This is a genomic window from Paenibacillus sp. 1-8, from assembly GCF_056316205.1.
Genome location: NZ_CM149995.1, coordinates 4,634,779 through 4,654,068, shown reverse-complemented (window position 1 = coordinate 4,654,068; position 19,290 = coordinate 4,634,779). Strand labels below are relative to the sequence as shown.

Here is a 19,290-nt window from a genome sequence, read left to right as displayed (position 1 = left end):
GGCGGCTTCCTACTTGCGAATGCGACAGAGTCTTTTAGTAATCCAAGGTATGACTTTATAACCGGTAGTTACCAGAAAACGTAGACACGAAAAAGGAGTAAGAGTCCGAAGGAGCCGTTCCGGGAATGGCCTGCGCGGTTCTTCTTAAGAGTGACTAAGTGACATCTAGGTACAAAGCCTATCTATAAAGAATCTCTAAACCGGGAGTGTGTCGATGTGAGAGAGAATACCAACGAGCAATATGGATTAACGCAAGCCCAGCGCCGAATATGGTTCATGGAAATTATGAATCCGGGAACGTCCATCACGATGCTTTCCGCGACCTACCAGATTACGGGCGAGATCAACACACAGCTTCTGGAGCAAGCGGCGGCAGAGATCGTCAAAACCTATGACGTTTTCCGAATCCGCATTAGCGGGGATTTGCAAAATCCAACGCAGTGGTTCGAAGAGCCGGAGAATGTCCAAGCTAGGATAAGCCGCCTCGAAATAGGCACAACCGAACAATTCTATGCTTGGGTGAAAGAAGTAAGCGAAAAACCGGCCAGCGTGTTCGACGAACACCTCTACCAATTTACGATTATCCATTTTGCGAACGGCCAAGTATGGCTCAATTTGACGGTAAATCATATTATCGCCGACGGCTTGTCCGTCAATGCTTTGCTGCATGCGGTGATGGAAAAATACCTGGAACTGCGCAAAGGCATCTCCAGCAGTTACCAGGCCCCTTCCTATCTGGATTATATTTCCGCGGAGCGTGAATATGAGCAATCGCAGCGTTATCAAAAAGGCAAGGAATACTGGCTGACGAAGTACAACACTTTGCCTGAAACGACCGGCATTAAATCGTATCCGCCATTCTCGATCGGCAGCGAATCCAATAAACTGGCCATCACTTTGGACGGTTCCCGGTATGAACGCATTCTGGCCTTCAGCGAACAATATCAGGTCAGCTTATATACGTTATTTCTGTCCGCCATGTACGCCTTATTGTACAAGCTGACCGACAGCACCGATGTTCCGGTCGGCACGGTTTTCGCCAATCGCACCAGCAAGAAGGAAAAAGAAACGATCGGCATGTTCGTCAGCACCGTGGCTACGCGGATTCGTCTGAATCCAGACAGGCACGTGCTGTCCTTGATCCAAACGGTTTCCAAGGAAAATACGGCGGATCTGCGGTATCAGAAATACCCTTATAACCAATTGATCCAGGATTTACGCGAACAACACGGCCGCAACGATCTTTCGGGGCTGTTCCGCACGTCTCTGGAATATCTGCCTTTGAAAATCGTGGAGTACGAAGAAATCAAGGTACGCCTGGAGGCTCACTTCGCTAGGCACGAGATGGACGATTTGCTGCTGCGCTTCGACCATATGCTGAATGAAGGCCATGTAATTCTCCATGCTTCCTATCGTACCGGCCTGTTCGAGACGGCCGAGATTGATCGGATTATGGAACAGTATGTAACCGTTCTGGACCAGTTTCTTCAGACTCCCGAACTGCCGGTACGCGAGATTTCTCTGCTGAGCGATGAGGAGAGACACCGCATTCTCAACGTTTTTAACCCGCCGGTGGCAGGGCTGAGCGAGGGAGAAGCGTTTCATCGGTATGTTGAAAAGTTTGCCCGGGAAATTCCGGATCATCCGGCAGTCGTCTACATGGACAAACAGCTGACCTACGGCGAATTGAACGAACGCGCCGAGCGGCTGGCTTCTCTCCTTCGCGAACAGGGCGTGGGAAGGGAGACGATTACGGGGATCTGGGCGGAGCGTTCGGTGGAACTGCTGGTCGGGGTGCTCGCCGTTTGGAAAGCCGGCGGAGCCTATGTACCGCTGGACCCCGATTATCCGGCGGAGCGGATTGAGTACATGCTCAGCGATAGCGATGCATCGGTGCTGCTTACGCAGCGTCATCTGTTGGAGCGGGCCGGAGGTTGGTTGGCCGATGACCGGCTGAAGCTTCAAGCTGTCTATGCCATGGACGATGAACAGATTTATAACGGGGATGCCTTAGCCGTGGAATTTGAATCTGCCGGCAGCGCCCCGCAAGATTTGGCTTATGTGATTTACACCTCGGGTACTACGGGACGCCCGAAAGGCGTCATGATCGAGCACGGTAGTCTCGTGAATACGGCGGATGCGTACCGTCGAGAGTACCGGTTGGATCAGTTTCCGGTGCGGCTGCTGCAGCTGGCCAGTTTCTCGTTTGACGTGTTCGTCGGAGACATCGCGCGGACGCTGTATAACGGAGGCACGATGGTGATTGTGCCGAAGGATGACCGGATTGATCCGAACCTCTTATACGGCTGGATTCGGGACCAAAACATTACGGTATTCGAATCGACGCCTGCGCTCATCCTGCCGTTCATGCAGCATATTTATGAAGAAGGGCTGGACGTTAGCTCCATGCAGTTGCTGATTACCAGCTCAGATGCTTGCAGTGTCACCGATTACCGATTGCTGCAGGAAAGATTCGGCGGACAATTCCGCATCATCAACAGCTATGGCGTTACCGAAGCGGCCATTGACAGCAGCTTTTACGGTGAGCCGCTGGATAAGCTGCCGCCGTCGGGTCATGTGCCGATCGGCAAAGCTTGGCTGAACGCCCGGTTTTACATTGTCGATGCCGCGTTAAGGCCGGTTCCTGTAGGGGTTCCGGGCGAGCTTGTCATCGGCGGCGCCGGGGTGGCGCGCGGGTACTGGAACCGTCCGGACCTAACCGCCGAGAAGTTTGCGGACAGCCCGTTTGTGCCGGGCGAACGTCTGTACCGGACAGGCGATTTGGCCCGCTGGCTGGAAGACGGCAACGTCGACTTCATCGGCCGGATCGACTATCAGGTGAAAATTCGCGGGTTCCGGATCGAACTCGGCGAAATTGAAACGGCCCTGCTGCGTTTCCCGGGCGTCAAGCAGGCTGTGGTGACCGACCGTACGGATGAGCAGGGGCAAAAGTATTTGTGCGGCTACGTGGCGGCGGATGCTTCCTTGCAGCTGAGCGATCTGCTGTCCCAATTGAAGCAAGAGCTGCCGGCCCATATGGTCCCGGCCCGGCTGGTGTCTCTTGATAAGCTTCCGCTCACGCCGAACGGCAAAATTGACCGTAAAGCGCTGCCTGAACCGACCGGAGAGGTAGAAGCAGGCCGTGAGTATGTGGCTCCTCGCACAACGCTGGAAACAAGACTTGCTCTCATTTGGCAGCAGGTGCTGGGTATTGCGCGAGTTGGAGTCCAAGACGATTTCTTTGACTTGGGTGGTCATTCCTTGCGGGCCTCCACGCTTGTTTCCAAGATTCGGAAAGAGCTGCAAGTCGAGGTTCCGCTGCGGGAAGTTTTCCGCTACACCACGATCGAACAGCTGGCCCAAAGAATCGGCGGTTTAAGGCAGCAGGAGACGTATGAGATTACAAAGGCGGCTGAGGCCGAGTACTATCCGGTTTCATCCGAGCAAAAGCGTCTGTACGTCCTGCGCCAGCTTGACGGGGCCGAGCGCAGCTACAATATGTCGGCGGCGCTTCTTCTCGAAGGCAAGCTGGACCGCACGCGCGTCGAGCACGCGTTCCGGGCGCTGATTCAGCGCCATGAGACGCTGCGTACCGGGATCGAGCAGGTTCAAGGCGAGCTTGTCCAGCGCATCTATGACGAGGTGGAGTTTGCTGTCGATTATTTCCAGGCGAGCGAGCGGGAAGTGGACCAAGTGGTGGAAGCTTACTATCACCCGTTTGATCTGACCAAGCCGCCACTTCTTCGCATCGGCCTGATCGAAGTCGCCGAGGATCGCCACATTCTGCTGTTCGATATGCACCATATCGTCTCGGACGGCATTTCGACAGCGCTGCTCTTCGACGAGTTCAGCCGTCTGTATCGGGGCGAGGAGCTGGCTCCACTGTGTATTCAATACAAAGATTATGCCGTTTGGCAGCATTCCGAAGCTTACGGGCAGCTGCTCCAGCCACAGAAGGAGTATTGGCTCGAACAGCTGTCGGGCGAGCTGCCGGTCTTGGAGCTGCCGACGGACTTCCCGCGGCCTGCGGTGCAAAGCTTTGACGGCCGAACCGTGAAGTTTTATATCGGGAAAGAGCGGACGGAGAAGCTGAAAGAGCTGGCGGCACGGACGGGCACGACCCTGTATATGGTGCTGCTGTCGGCTTACTCCATCCTTATGCATAAATATTCGGGTCAGGAAGATCTGATCGTGGGAACGCCGATTGCCGGAAGAACGCAAGAAGAAGTGCAGCCGATCGTAGGGATGTTTATCAACACGCTGGCCATTCGCAGCCGTCCAGAGCGTTCCAAGCTGTACCTTTCGTACCTGGAAGAAATCAAGGACATCACGCTCGGGGCTTTCGAAAACCAAAATTATTTGTTCGAAGACTTGGTGGAAAGTCTTCACATTGCGCGCGCGACCGGCCGGAATCCGCTCTTTGATACGTTCTTCTCCCTGCAAAATACGGAGAACGAGCAAATTGTCATCGAGGGGCTGGAGCAATCGTTTTATCCGCTGGAAAACCAAACATCCAAGTTCGAGCTGCTCCTGGATATTTCGGAGCTGGACGGTCAGCTCGAATGCCGGTTGGAGTACGCTACGGCTTTGTATAAACAAGAGACCGCGGAACGGTTCGCCAGACATTATGACAAGTTGCTCGAAACCATCGCAGCAGCGCCGGACGGGAATATTGCCTCGCTGGAAATGCTCACGGAGGAGGAAATCCGCGAGCTGGTGCGCGGTTTCAACGATTCAGAGGCGGACTACCCGAGGCAGCAGACGATTCACGGCTTGTTCGAAGAGCAGGCGGAGCTTTACTCGGACAACGTGGCCGCCGTCATGAACGAGCAGCAGCTGACCTACCGCGAGCTGAACGAGCGATCCAACCGCCTTGCGCGGAAGCTGCGGGAGACGGGAGTAGAAGCGGATCAGCTGGTAGCGATTCTGGCCGAACGCTCGCTTGATATGGTCGTCGGCATGCTGGCGATTCTCAAAGCGGGCGGAGCATACGTGCCTGTCGATCCCGACTACCCGGAGGAGCGCATCCGCTTCATGATCGAGGATTCGGGCGCGCCGTTATTGCTGATTCAAAAGCATCTGCACGAGAAGACCGACTTCGCAGGAACGCGCCTCGAATTGGACGATTTCGTTTGGGGCGACAGAGGGGCGGACTCCGAAGGTGTGCTGGACGCTTCGAACCTGGAGCCGATTTCCGGGCCGGGCAACCTGGCTTATGTCATCTACACGTCGGGAACGACCGGCAGACCGAAAGGAACGCTGATCGAGCATAAGAACGTCGTGCGCCTCCTGTTCAACGACAAGAACCTGTTCGACTTCGGGCCGTCCGACACGTGGACGCTGTTCCACTCGTTCTGCTTCGATTTCTCCGTCTGGGAAATGTACGGAGCGCTGCTGTACGGAGGCAAGCTGGTCATCGTACCGCCGCTCACGGCGAAAAATCCGGCCGATTTCCTGGCGCTGCTGGGCCGCGAACAGGTCACGATTTTGAACCAGACGCCAACGTACTTCTACCAGCTGCTGCGTGAGGTCTTGGCGGACCATCCGTACGATCTGCGGATTCGCAACGTCATCTTCGGGGGCGAAGCGCTGAGTCCGCTGCTGCTCAAGGGCTTCAAGACGAAGTACCCGGAGACGAAGCTGATCAATATGTACGGCATTACCGAGACGACGGTTCACGTTACGTATAAGGAAATAACGTGGGTCGAAATGGAGGCGGCGAAGAGTAATATCGGCAAGCCGATCCCGACGCTGAGCGTGTACGTCCTTGATGAAAACCGCCACCCTGTGCCGATCGGCGTAGCGGGCGAAATGTACGTGGCCGGGGAAGGCCTTGCGAGAGGATACCTGAACCGTCCGGATCTGACGGCGGAGAAGTTCGTCGATTCCCCGTTTGCGGAGGGGGAGAAACTGTACCGCTCGGGCGACTTGGCGGCTTGGCTGCCGGACGGCAACATCGAATACCTGGGCCGGATCGACCACCAGGTCAAAATCCGCGGGTACCGGATCGAGCTGGACGAAATCGAGACGCAGCTTCTGAACGTCGAGGGCGTGGAAGAAGCGGTGGTGCTCGCCCGTCAGGACGGCGGGGGCGAGAAGGCGCTTGTCGCCTACTTTGTGGCGGACCGGACGCTGACGGTCAGCGAAATGAGAACCTCGCTGGCCCAGGGAATGCCGGGGTACATGATCCCGTCGTACTTCGTGCAGCTGGAGCGCATGCCGCTGACGTCCAACGGCAAAGTGGACCGCAAAGCCCTGCCAGAGCCGCAAGGCGGCTTGCAAACGGGCGTCGAATACGTAGCACCGCGTAACCGGACGGAGTTCCAGCTTGTGAAGATCTGGGAGGAAGTGCTGGGTTACTCCGGTATTGGAGTCCTGGACAATTTCTTCGAGCTCGGAGGCCACTCCTTGCGGGCGACGAACCTTGTCAGCAAGATTCGGAAGGAAATGAACGTCGAACTTCCGCTGCGCGATGTGTTCCGCTATATGACGGTAGAGTCGATGGCCGGGGCTATTGCCAGCTTAGAAGAAACGCAGCACAGCTCGATTCCGAAAGCGGAAGAGAAAGCATACTATCCGGTTTCCTCCGCGCAAAAAAGGCTATACGTACTGCACCAGCTGGATAGCTCGGAGCTGAATTACAACCTCCCAAGCGCCTTGCAATTGGGAGGGGCTTTGAACGAGGCCAAAGTGGAAAAGGCGCTGACTACTTTGGTGGCCCGGCACGATATGCTGCGCACCGGTTTTGAAATCGTGAATGGGGAGCCGGTTCAGCGTATTCATCCGCTCGTAGCTTTCAAGGTCGAGAAGCTTCAAGCAAGCGAAGATCAGGTTGCGGCCATTCTTGAAGGCTTCATTCAGCCTTTTGACTTGACCCAGCCGCCTTTGCTGCGCGCCCTGCTGATCGAACTGGAGAAAGAGAAATTCCTGCTCGCGCTGGATATTCATCATATTGGTTCCGACGGCCTTTCCATGGACGTGCTGCTGCGCGAATTCGTGCGGCTTTACAATGGGGAAGAATTGCCGGAGCTGCGGATTCAATACAAGGATTACGCCGTTTGGCAGCAATCCGAGGAGCAGCGCCAGCGCATCAAACGGCAGGAGGAATACTGGCGCGGGGTATTCAGCTCCGAGCTTCCGGTTCTTGAGCTGCCTCTCGACTTCTCCCGCCCGGCCGTCCAGCAGTTTGACGGTCAAACGCTCACGTTTACGCTGGATGCGGAGAAAAGCGAAGCTCTCAAACGGCTTGCCGGCGATTCGGGGGCGACGCTGTACATGCTTCTGCTGGCTGCGTACTCCGTATTGCTTCATAAATACGCGGGACAGGAAGATATAGTGGTCGGCACTCCGATTGCCGCCCGTTCTCACGCCGACCTGCAGCCGATTATCGGCATGTTCGTCAATACGCTGGCCCTTCGCTTGGGTCCGGCGGCGGAGCGGACGTTCCTGGATTACTTGCAGGAAGTGAAGGAAACGACGCTTGGAGCCTACGAGCACCAGGACTATCCGTTCGAGGAGCTGGTGGAAGCTCTTCAGGTGAGCCGGGATTTAAGCCGGAATCCTCTGTTTGACACCATGTTTTCTTTGCAAAAGCACGAAAGCTTGGATTTAACCCTGGAAGGCTTGCAATGGTCGCTGTTCGACATCGAGGAAAAGACAGCAAAGTTTGATCTTAGCTTTGATATCGTGGAAGCCGATAACGAGCTGGTTTGCAAGATCGAGTACGCTACCTCGTTGTTTAGACAGGAAACGATGGTACGGCTGGCGGGTCATTACGAGCAGCTTTTGGCGTCGATCCTGGCTCAGCCGGGTGCGCGGATTTCGGATTTGGATATCTTGACGGACAGCGAAAAGCATGATTTGCTGGTCGGGTTTGACGTGTCGTCTTCGGCTCTTGCGAAGCAACCCGCCGCAGAGGGTACAGGTTTGGAAGCGGATGAGTCGTGGAGAGAGAGAACGTTCCACGAGCTGTTCGAGGAGCAGGCGGAGCGCACTCCGGGAGCGCTGGCGGTTGTCTACGAAGACAGCAAGCTGACGTATGCGGAGCTGAACGCCAAAGCGAATCGTCTGGCGTATGCACTGCGGGCGCGCGGGGTGAAGCCGGAGCAGGTGGTCGGCATTCTGGCCGGCCGTTCGGCGGAGCTGTTGATCGGGGTGCTCGCCGTATGGAAAGCGGGCGGCGCTTATGTGCCGCTCGACCCGGACTATCCGGCGGAGCGGATCGAGTATATGCTCGCGGACAGCGGGGCGTCGGTGCTGCTCACGCAGACCCGCCTGCTGAAGCAGGCGGAAGCTTGGCGCAGCGACGGAGCTCTAGTGCTGCAAACGGTGCTTGCGCTTGACGACGTCGCGACGTACAGTCTCGGAGCGGCGGAAGCGGTTGTGGGCGTACAAGCTTTGGGCGAAGCAGGCGCAGAGGCGGAGGCTTTGGCGCAAGCGGAAACGGCTGCTGCCGAAACGTCCGCCACGGCAGAAGCCGAGAAGAACGTACTAGCGGCGGATCTCGCATCGAATCCGGCGAATGTGAATAAGCCGCGCGATTTGGCTTACGTCATCTACACCTCCGGTACGACGGGCAAGCCGAAGGGTGTGATGATCGAGCACCGCAGCCTGGTGAACACGGCGGCGGGCTACCGGCGGGAATACCGCCTGGATCAGTTCCCGGTGCGGCTGCTGCAGCTCGCCAGCTTCTCGTTCGACGTGTTCGTCGGCGACATTGCGCGGACGCTGTACAACGGCGGCACCATGGTCATCGTGCCGAAGGACGACCGGATTGATCCAACCCGCCTCTACGGCTGGATTCGCGACTACGCCGTGACGGTGTTCGAATCGACTCCGGCGCTGATCGTGCCATTCATGGAGCATGTGCATGCCGAGGGTCTGGACCTCAGCTCGATGCAGCTGCTGATCACAAGCTCGGATGCGTGCAGCGTAGCGGATTACCGCACCTTGCAGGAGCGCTTCGGCTCGCAGTTCCGTATTATTAACAGCTACGGCGTAACGGAAGCGGCGATTGACTCCAGCTTCTATGACGAGCCGCTGGAGAAGCTGCCGAAGACGGGCAGCGTGCCGATCGGGAAAGCGTGGCTGAACGCCAAGTTCTACATCGTGGATGCGAATCTGAAGTCGGTGCCGATCGGGGTGTTGGGCGAGCTGGTTATCGGCGGAGCGGGTGTGGCCCGCGGTTACTTGAACCGCCCGGATTTGACGGCGGAGAAATTCGTAGACAGCCCGTTCGCCGCTGGGGAGCGGCTGTACCGGACGGGCGACCTGGCGCGCTGGATGCCGGACGGCAATGTGGACTTCATCGGCCGGATCGACAACCAGGTGAAAATTCGCGGCTATCGGATCGAGCTTGGTGAAATTGAAGCGGCCATGAAAAATTTTGCCGGCGTGCGTCAAGCGCTTGTCATCGACCGGACGGACGAGCGGGGGCAGAAATATTTGTGCGGGTATGTCGTAGCGGATTCCAGCTTCGATCTGGAAGGGCTTGTGGCCCATCTGGACGCCGCGCTGCCTTCCCATATGGTGCCTTCGCGCATCATGCGCCTGGATCAAATGCCGCTTACGCCGAACGGGAAGATCGACCGTAAAGCGCTGCCTGTACCGGAAGGAAGCATTCGTGCCGAGGCTGCATACACGGCGCCTCGTACTCCTGCCGAGCAAGCACTTGCGTCGGTCTGGCAGTCGGTGCTGGGCGTGGATCAGGTCGGCACGATGGACAATTTCTTTGCGCTCGGCGGCGATTCGATCAAGGCCTTGCAGGTATCGTCCCGTCTTTTGCAAACGGGGTACAAGCTGGTCATGAAAGATTTGTTCCATTACCCGACGATTTCCGCCCTTAGTTTGCAGCTGCAAACGGCGGAGAGAACGGCAAGCCAGGCCGAAGTGACGGGAGAGGTCATCTTGACCCCGATTCAGCGCTGGTTCTTTGAACAAAATCCGGCCGACGTGCATCACAGCAACCAGGCGTTCATGCAGTTCTCCAAGCAAGGCTTTGACGAAGAAGCTTTACGCCAAGCGGTGCGTCAGCTTGTCGTGCATCACGATGCTCTCCGTACGGTTTACCGCCAAACCGAGAACGGCTATACCGCCTGGAACCGCGGCGCCGAGGAGAACGAAGCGCTGTTCGATCTGGAAGTTGTCGATTTCAAGGGAGTCGGCGACGTGAAAGAAGCGGTAGAGGCTAAGGCGAATGACATTCAAGCGAGCATCGATCTGGAAAACGGTCCGCTGGTGAAGCTCGGCTTGTTCCGCTGCGACGACGGCGACCACCTGCTCATCGCGATCCATCACTTGGTCGTAGACGGCGTATCCTGGCGGATTCTGCTTGAGGATTTTGCTGCCGGCTATGAGCAGGCGCTGCAAGGGCAGCCGATCCGTCTGCCGCTCAAAACGGATTCATTCCAAACGTGGGCGAAACAGCTCGCTGATTATGCGAACGGTCCGGCGATGGAAAGCGAGAGAGAGTATTGGCAGCATATCGAGCAATTGACCTATGAGCCGCTTCCGAAAGATTTTGAACAAGGCAGATCCAAGCTGAAGGACAGCGGGCTCGTGACCGTTCGCTGGACGGCGGAGGAAACCGAACAGCTGCTGAAGCAGGCACACCGTGCTTACCATACGGAAATGAACGATTTGCTGCTTGCCGCGCTTGGCCTCGCGGTACAAGCTTGGAGCGGCCGGGAACGCGTGCTGGTGAATCTCGAAGGCCACGGCCGGGAAGATATTTTGCCGGATGTGGACATTACGCGCACGGTAGGCTGGTTTACAAGCCAATTCCCTGTCGTTCTGGAGCCGGGTCACGCCCAGGCGCTCGGTCATCAGGTGAAACAGGTTAAAGAAAGCTTGCGCCGCATTCCGAACAAAGGAATCGGCTACGGCATCCTGCGTTATTTGTCGGCGCCGCGTGACGGCGAGCGCTTCGCTTTGGAGCCGGAGATCAGCTTTAACTATTTGGGTCAGTTCGACCAGGATTACGAAAGCAGCGGCTCGAGGCCGTCTCCGTTCAGCCCGGGCTCCGATTCAAGCCCGAATGCAGTGATGGATTATGTCCTCGATATCAACGGTATGGTGTCGGAAGGAGTGCAGGAACTCACGATCCGTTATGGGGAAACCCAGTATAAACGGGAAACGGTAGAGCGCCTGGGCACCCTGCTTCATTCGAGCTTGCGTGAAGTCATCAGCCATTGCGTATCGAAAGAGCGGCCGGAGCTTACGCCTAGCGACGTACTGCTTCAAGATGTGACGTTGGAGGAACTGGAGCGGCTGGCCGAACATACGGCGGCGCTCGGCGAACTGGAGAATGTATACACCCTGACTCCGCTGCAAAAAGGGATGTTGTTCCACAGCCTGCTGGATGCCGATTCGGAAGCTTACTTCGAACAGGTGACCTTCGATCTGTACGGAAGCCTGAATGTCGAAGCCTTCACCCAAGGATTGGATACGCTGGTGCAGCGGAATGAGGCGCTGCGGACCAACTTTATTACCGGCTGGAGAGACGAGCCGATTCAAGTGGTATTCCGCGAGCGGAAGTGTGAAGTGTACTTCGAAGATATTCGCTCGGTAAGCGATGAAGACCCGGAGAAGACGATAGCCGATTTCGTCAGCGCGGATAAAGCGAACAAGTTCGATTTGGCCCGAGGCTCTCTTATGCGCGTGACAGTTTTGCGCACGGGCGACGAGTCCTACCATGTGATCTGGAGTCACCATCACATTTTGATGGACGGCTGGTGCATGTCCTTCATGATCAAGGAAGTGTTCGACACCTACTTCGCGTTCCAGGAGAAGCGGACGCTGGAGCTTCCTCCGGTTACCTCGTACTCCCGGTATATCGAATGGCTGGAAGCTCAAGATGCCGCGAAAGCTTCGCGTTACTGGTCCGAGTATTTGGCGGGTTACGATCAGCAGACCAAGCTGCCCCAGGAGAAAACGCAGCTGAAGCAGGGCGCTTTTGAAGCGGCTGAAATCGATGTGGAACTCAGCAAGGAACTGACCGGGCAAATCGAGCGGGTGGCGCGCCAGCAGCAGGTGACGCTCAATACGTTCATGCAGACCGTATGGGGACTGGTTCTGCAGGTATACAACAACAGCGAGGATGTCGTATTCGGCTCCGTCGTATCCGGGCGTCCGGCGGAAATTCCGGGCATCGAAAGCATGATCGGCCTGTTTATTAATACGATCCCGGTCCGTATTCAAGGCAAAGCCGAGGAGACGGTAGCCGATATCTTGAGAAAAACCCAGGATCAAGCGCTGGCATCGGGAGCTTACGAAACGTTCCCGCTGTTCGAAATTCAGTCGCTGAGCGAGCAAAAGCGCGACTTGATCAACCATATCATGGTCTTTGAAAATTATCCGATGGAAGAACAGATTGAGCAGGTCGTCGGCGGAGACAAAGAAGCGCTGAAAATCGCTAATATCCAGTCGCCGGAGCAAACGAACTACGACCTGGACATTACCGTCATTCCGGAAGAGCATATTTTGCTGCGGTTTACGTACAATACGCTGACGTTCAGAGAGGAAGACATCAGGCTGATCCACGGTCATTTTGCCCGGGCACTGGAGAAGGTTGCGGCTAACCCGAACATCCGCGTGAATCAGTTGGAGCTTTTGACGACGGCGGAAAAAGAACAAATTCTCGGCGCGTTCAACCCGGCGCAGCCGGAAGCGGCTCCTGCGGCCGCGTTCCACCGGCTGTTCGAGGAACAGGCGGAGCGCACGCCGGAGGCGGAGGCCGTCGTGTACGAGAATGACCGGCTTACGTATGCGGAGCTGAACGAACGGGCGAACCGCTTAGCATCCACGCTGCGCGCAAGCGGCATCGGCCGGGAGACGATCGTCGGCATTCTCGCCGAGCGTTCGGTGGACTTGCTGGTGGCCGTGCTGGCCGTCTGGAAAGCGGGCGGGGCGTATGTGCCGCTCGACCCGGATTATCCGGCAGACCGCGTGCGGTTCATGCTTGAAGACAGCGGAGCGAAGGTACTGCTGACGCAAACGCCGCTGCGAGAGCGTGCCGAAGCCTGGCTCGGCGAAGAGGAGCTGGCGCTGGCGGCGGTGCTGTACCTGGACGACGAAACTTCGTACAGCGAGGAGCGGACGAATGCCGACAGCTTCCATGAAGCCCCTCCAGAGGACCTGGCGTACGTGATCTACACGTCGGGAACGACGGGCAAGCCGAAGGGCGTGATGATCGAGCACCGCAGCCTGGTGAACACGGCGGCGGGCTACCGGCGGGAATACCGGTTGGATCAGTTCCCGGTGCGGCTGCTGCAGCTCGCAAGCTTCTCGTTCGACGTGTTCGTGGGAGATATCGCGCGGACGCTGTATAACGGAGGCACGATGGTGATTGTGCCGAAGGACGACCGGATCGATCCGTCTCGTCTGCACCACTGGATGGAGCGGGAGCGGGTCACCATCTTCGAATCGACGCCGGCGCTGATCGTGCCGTTCCTGGAGTACGTGCACGAGCAGCGGCTGGATATGAGCTGGATGGAACTGTTGATCACGAGCTCGGACAGCTGCAGCGTGGCGGATTACCGGACCTTGCAGGAACGCTTCGGCTCGTTGTTCCGGATCATCAACGCTTACGGCGTGACGGAAGCGGCGATCGACTCCAGCTTCTACGACGAGCCGCTGACGAAGCTGCCGCAGACAGGCCATGTGCCGATCGGCAAAGCGTGGCTGAATGCGAAATTCTACATCGTGGATGCGCATCTGAATCCGGTGCCGGTCGGGGTGCTGGGCGAGCTGGTCATCGGCGGAGTCGGAGTGGCGCGCGGGTACTTGAACCGTCGGGAGCTGACAGAAGAGAAGTTCGTAGACAGCCCGTTCGCCGCGGGCGAGCGGCTGTACCGCACGGGAGACTTGGCGCGGTGGATGGAGGACGGGAACGTGGACTTCATCGGCCGGATCGACAACCAGGCGAAAATCCGGGGGTACCGGATTGAGACGGGCGAAGTCGAAGCGAAGGTGCTGAGTGTAGGTGGCGTGAAGGAAGCGGTCGTCGTCGTCAGGGAAGATCAAGAAGGTCAGAAAGCTTTGTGCGCTTATTATACAGCGGAAGAAGGCTTGACGGCGGCAGACCTGAAACGGGCGATTGCCAGCGAGCTGCCGGGGTACATGATCCCGTCGTACTTCGTCGAGCTGGAGCGCCTGCCTCTGACGCCGAACGGAAAGATCGACCGGAAGGCGCTGCCGGCACCGGAAGGGGGAACAAGCGCAGGCCGCGAATACGTGGCGCCGCGCACCGAACTTGAGGCGAAGCTGGCCGCCATTTGGCAGGATGTGCTTGTTCGGGAGAAGGCGGTAGGCGTAACGGACAACTTCTTCGACCTCGGCGGACACTCTCTGCGGGCGACGACGCTTGTCAGCAAAATGCATAAGGAGCTAGGCGTTGAATTCCCGCTTCGCGACGTATTCCGCTACTCGACGGTTGAGGAAATGGCCGCGGCTATGGAGCGGCTGGAGATCGGCTCGTTCACGGCTATTCCGGCTGCGGAACCTAGCGAGTATTATCCGCTCTCTTCCGCTCAGAAACGTCTCTATATCTTGAACCAGCTGGAAGGAGCCGAGCTGAGCTACAACATACCGGGAGCTATGCTGCTCGAAGGGGAGCTCGACCGGCAGCGGTTTGAAGAAGCGTTCCGCGGGCTCGTAGCTCGTCATGAAACGCTGCGTACCGGTTTTGAGATGGTAAAAGGCGAAGCGGTTCAGCGGATTTACGAAGAAGCCGCCTTCCATGTGGAATATGTGCAGATCAGCGGGGAGCAGGCGGAAGAAACGGTGCGCCAATTCGTTCGTCCGTTTGATCTAGCGAAGCCGCCACTTCTGCGGGTAGGCCTTGCCGAACTGGTGCCGGATCGGCACATTCTAATGTTCGATACGCATCATATCGTATCTGACGGCGTTTCGATTGACGTACTGATCGAAGAGTTCGTCCGCTTGTACAGCGGGGAGCAGTTGGAGCCGCTCCGCATTCAGTACAAAGATTATGCGGTATGGCAGCAATCGGACGAGCAGAAAGCTCAGCTTGCCAAGCAGGAAGCCTACTGGCTCGACATGTTCCGCGGAGAGCTGCCGGTTTTGGAATTGCCGACGGACTATCCGCGCCCGGCTATGCAGAGCTACGAGGGCCGCACGCTGCAATTGTTTATGCATAGCGAGAAAAGCGAGGGTCTGAAACGGCTTGCAGCCGAGAACGGCGCAACGCTTTACATGGTTCTGCTTGCTGGTTATACAATATTATTGCATAAATATACAGGGCAAGAAGACGTGGTGGTCGGTACGCCGATTGCGGGAAGAAATCACAGCGACGTTCAGCCGCTGATCGGGATGTTCGTCAATACCCTGGCCATCCGCAGTTATCCGGCTGCCGGTAAGACGTTTCTTGACTACTTGAAGGAAATCAAGGAGACGACGCTGGGCGCTTTTGAACATCAGAATTATCCGTTTGAGGAACTGGTGGATAAGGTGAACGTGGCTCGTGATTTACGCCGCAATCCGCTGTTCGATACGATGTTTGCTTTGCAGAATACAGAGAATTTGGAAATCCAGCTTCCCGGACTCCATTTGTCGACGTATGCCAGCGAAGAAATTGTTTCTAAATTCGATCTCAGCTTGGACGTCACGGAGATCGAGGAAGGCTTGGAATATCTGTTTGAATACGCCACTGCTCTTTATAAAACCGAAACGGTGGAGAAATTGGCCGCTCACTACTTGCAGCTGCTTGAATCCATTCTCCGCAACCCGTCGGCGACTATTGCCGAGCTGGGCATTTTGACACCGGCGGAAAAAGAGCAAATTCTCGGCGCGTTTAACCCGGCGCAGCCGGAAGCGGCTCCTGCGGCCACGTTCCACCGGCTGTTTGAGGAACAGGCGGAGCGCACGCCGGAAGAGGCGGCCGTCGTGTACGAGAATGACCGGCTTACGTATGCGGAGCTGAACGAGCGGGCGAACCGCTTAGCGGCTACGCTGCGCGCAAGCGGCATCGGCCGGGAGTCGATCGTCGGCATTCTCGCCGAGCGTTCGGTGGACTTGCTGGTGGCCGTGCTGGCCGTCTGGAAAGCGGGCGGGGCGTATGTGCCGCTCGACCCGGATTATCCGGCAGACCGCGTGCGGTTCATGCTTGAAGACAGCGGGGCGAAGGTGCTGCTGACGCAAACGCCGCTGCGAGAGCGTGCTGAAGCCTGGCTCGACGAAGAGGAGCGGGCGCTGGCGGCGGTGCTGTACCTCGACGACGAAGCGTCGTACAGCGAGGAGCGGGCGAATGCGTCGGTTGTCTCCGGCATTGTCTCCGGCAAGCTGACGGATGCTGTGGACGACGGCGATGAGAGCCATCAGAATGTTGGCACCGACAGCTTCCATGAAGCCCGTCCGGAGGACCTGGCGTACGTGATCTATACGTCGGGAACGACGGGCAAGCCGAAGGGCGTGATGATCGAGCACCGCAGCCTGGTGAACACGGCGGCGGGCTACCGGCGGGAATACCGGTTGGATCAGTTCCCGGTGCGGCTGCTGCAGCTCGCAAGCTTCTCGTTCGACGTGTTCGTGGGAGATATCGCGCGGACGCTGTACAACGGAGGCACGATGGTGATTGTGCCGAAGGACGACCGGATCGATCCGTCTCGTCTGCACTACTGGATGGAGCGGGAGCGGGTCACAATCTTCGAATCGACGCCGGCGCTGATCGTGCCGTTCCTGGAGTACGTGCACGAGCAGCAACTGGACATGAGCCGGGTGGAGCTGTTGATCACGAGCTCGGACAGCTGCAGCGTGGCGGATTACCGGACCTTGCAGGAACGCTTCGGCTCGTTGTTCCGGATCATCAACGCATACGGCGTGACGGAAGCGGCGATCGACTCCAGCTTCTACGACGAGGAGCTGACGAAGCTGCCGCAGACAGGCCATGTGCCGATCGGCAAAGCGTGGCTGAATGCGAAATTCTACATCGTGGATGCGCATCTGAACCCGGTGCCGGTCGGGGTGCTGGGCGAGCTGGTCATCGGCGGAGTCGGAGTGGCGCGCGGGTACTTGAACCGTCCGGAGCTGACGGAAGAGAAGTTCGTAGACAGCCCGTTCGTCGCGGGCGAGCGGCTGTACCGCACGGGAGACTTGGCGCGGTGGATGGAGGACGGCAACGTGGACTTCATCGGCCGGATCGACAACCAGGCGAAAATCCGGGGGTACCGGATCGAGACGGGCGAGATCGAGTCGCAGCTGCTGCGGGTGGAAGGCGTGCGCGAAGCGGTGGTGCTGGTTCGAAGTGACGCGAACGGGCAGAAAGCGCTGTGCGCGTACTACACAACAGATGGCGAACTGACGGCGGCAGACCTGAAACGGGCGATCTCCAGCGAGCTGCCGGGTTACATGATCCCGTCGTACTTCGTCGAGCTGGAGCGCCTGCCTCTGACGCCGAACGGGAAAATCGACCGGAAGGCGCTGCCGACGCCGGAAGGGGGAGCAAGCGCAGGCCGCGAATACGTGGCGCCGCGCACCGAACTGGAGGCGAAACTGATCGCCATCTGGCAGGACGTGCTTGGGCCGGTCACGATTGGCGTGACGGACAACTTCTTCGACCTCGGCGGGCACTCCCTGCGGGCGACGACGCTGGTTAGCAAGGTGCACAAGGAGTTGAGCGTGGACCTGCCGCTGCGCGATGTGTTCCGGCACTCGACCATCGAAGCGATGGCCGAAGCGATCAGCCAATTGGAGCGGCAGGAACACCTATCCATTCCGGTTCTGAATAAGAGGGATTACTATCCGCTTTCCTCCGTGCAAAAACGGCTGTACATCCAGCAGCAGATGGAAGGCGCCGAGCTTAGCTACAACATGTCCGGCATGACGGTTCTCGTCGGGCGCTTGGAACGGAATCAATTCGAGGCGGCGCTCAAAGGATTGATAGCTCGTCACGAAATTTTGCGAACTGGCTTCGAAATGGTCGACGGCGAACCGGTACAACGGATTTATCCGGACTTGAAGTTTGCCGTCGAGTATACGAAAGCGACGGAAAGTGAAACGAAGAGCATCGTAGACGGTTTTGTGCGCGTCTTTGATTTGGAGCGGCCGCCGCTGCTGCGTGTGGGCTTAGTCGAATGGGAAGCGGAACGGCATCTGCTCATGCTGGACATTCATCATATCGTCACGGATGGCATGTCGATGGGCATCTTCGTCGAAGAGCTGCTGCGCCTGTATAACGGCGAGACTCTGGAACCGCTTCGGATTCAATACAAGGAATTCGCCGCTTGGCAGCAGTCCGAACCTGTAAAAGAGCGGCTGAAACGTCAGGAAGCCTACTGGCTGGACGTGCTGGAAGGCGAACTGCCAACGCTTGAACTGCCTACGGACTTTGTCAGACCTGCCGCTCGCAGCTTTGAGGGAGATGTGCTGCCTTTCAGCATCGACAAGCAGATGACCGACAGCTTGCAGCGCATCGCCGATGAGAACGGTGCCACCCTTTATATGGTTTTATTGGCGGCCTATTCAATCCTGCTCAGCAAGTACTCGGGACAAGAAGACTTCATTGTAGGCACGCCGGTTTCGGGCCGCACACATGCCGACCTGGAGCCGCTCATCGGAATGTTTGTCAACACTTTGGCGATTCGCCATTATCCGTCCGGGGAGAAGACGTTCCTCGCTTACTTGAACGAAGTCAAAGAAACGATGCTGGGGGCCTACGACCACCAGGATTATCCGTTCGAGGAGCTTGTGAAAAAGCTGCAGGCGCCGCGAGATCAAAGCCGCAATCCTGTATTCGATGTCATGTTTGCTCTGGAAACCAAGGAAGATAACGTTCAAAGCTTCGGGGATATCAAGATCGAATCTTATCCGGAAACTCATACGGTTTCCCAATTTGATCTTACCTTGGTCATTTCGATGCTGGATGAGGGAATGAACGGGCAGTTTGAATATGCCACCAAGTTGTTTACGCGCAATCTGATCGACAATTTCGCTCAGGACCTGCTCGTGATCGTCACCCAAATTTGCGAACAGCCTTCGGTGCTGTTGAAGGATATTTCCCTGAACGGGCAATCCGAACAGGAGCAAGTTGTGCTAGAGGCCATTGATATTATTTTCTAATCCCTTACCCGGCTTGGGTGTATACCGTATTTCTCTCGGTACGCATCCTTGCCGGGTATTTTTTTCCAAATGAAAGAGAAAAATCCACCACAGGAATCTGACGTCAAGTGCCGCTGAGTAAATATTTCAATTTATTGGAAAATCGACAAAACACAACAGAAAGGGGCTGTCCCAAAAGCCCTTAAAAAGCATATCGAAAAAGAACAAAAACACCGA

Annotated in this window: 1 protein-coding gene; it reads left to right on the top strand. The window is 57.1% G+C overall.

Annotation, left to right across the window (positions count from 1 at the left end; all coding sequences use genetic code 11):
• The first annotated feature begins 216 nt into the window (after positions 1 to 216).
• Positions 217 to 19,074, top strand: a complete 18,858-nt coding sequence (locus AC0WRU_RS21455; RefSeq protein WP_476126252.1) for a non-ribosomal peptide synthetase — start codon at positions 217 to 219, stop codon at positions 19,072 to 19,074.
• Positions 19,075 to 19,290: the final 216 nt, after the last annotated feature.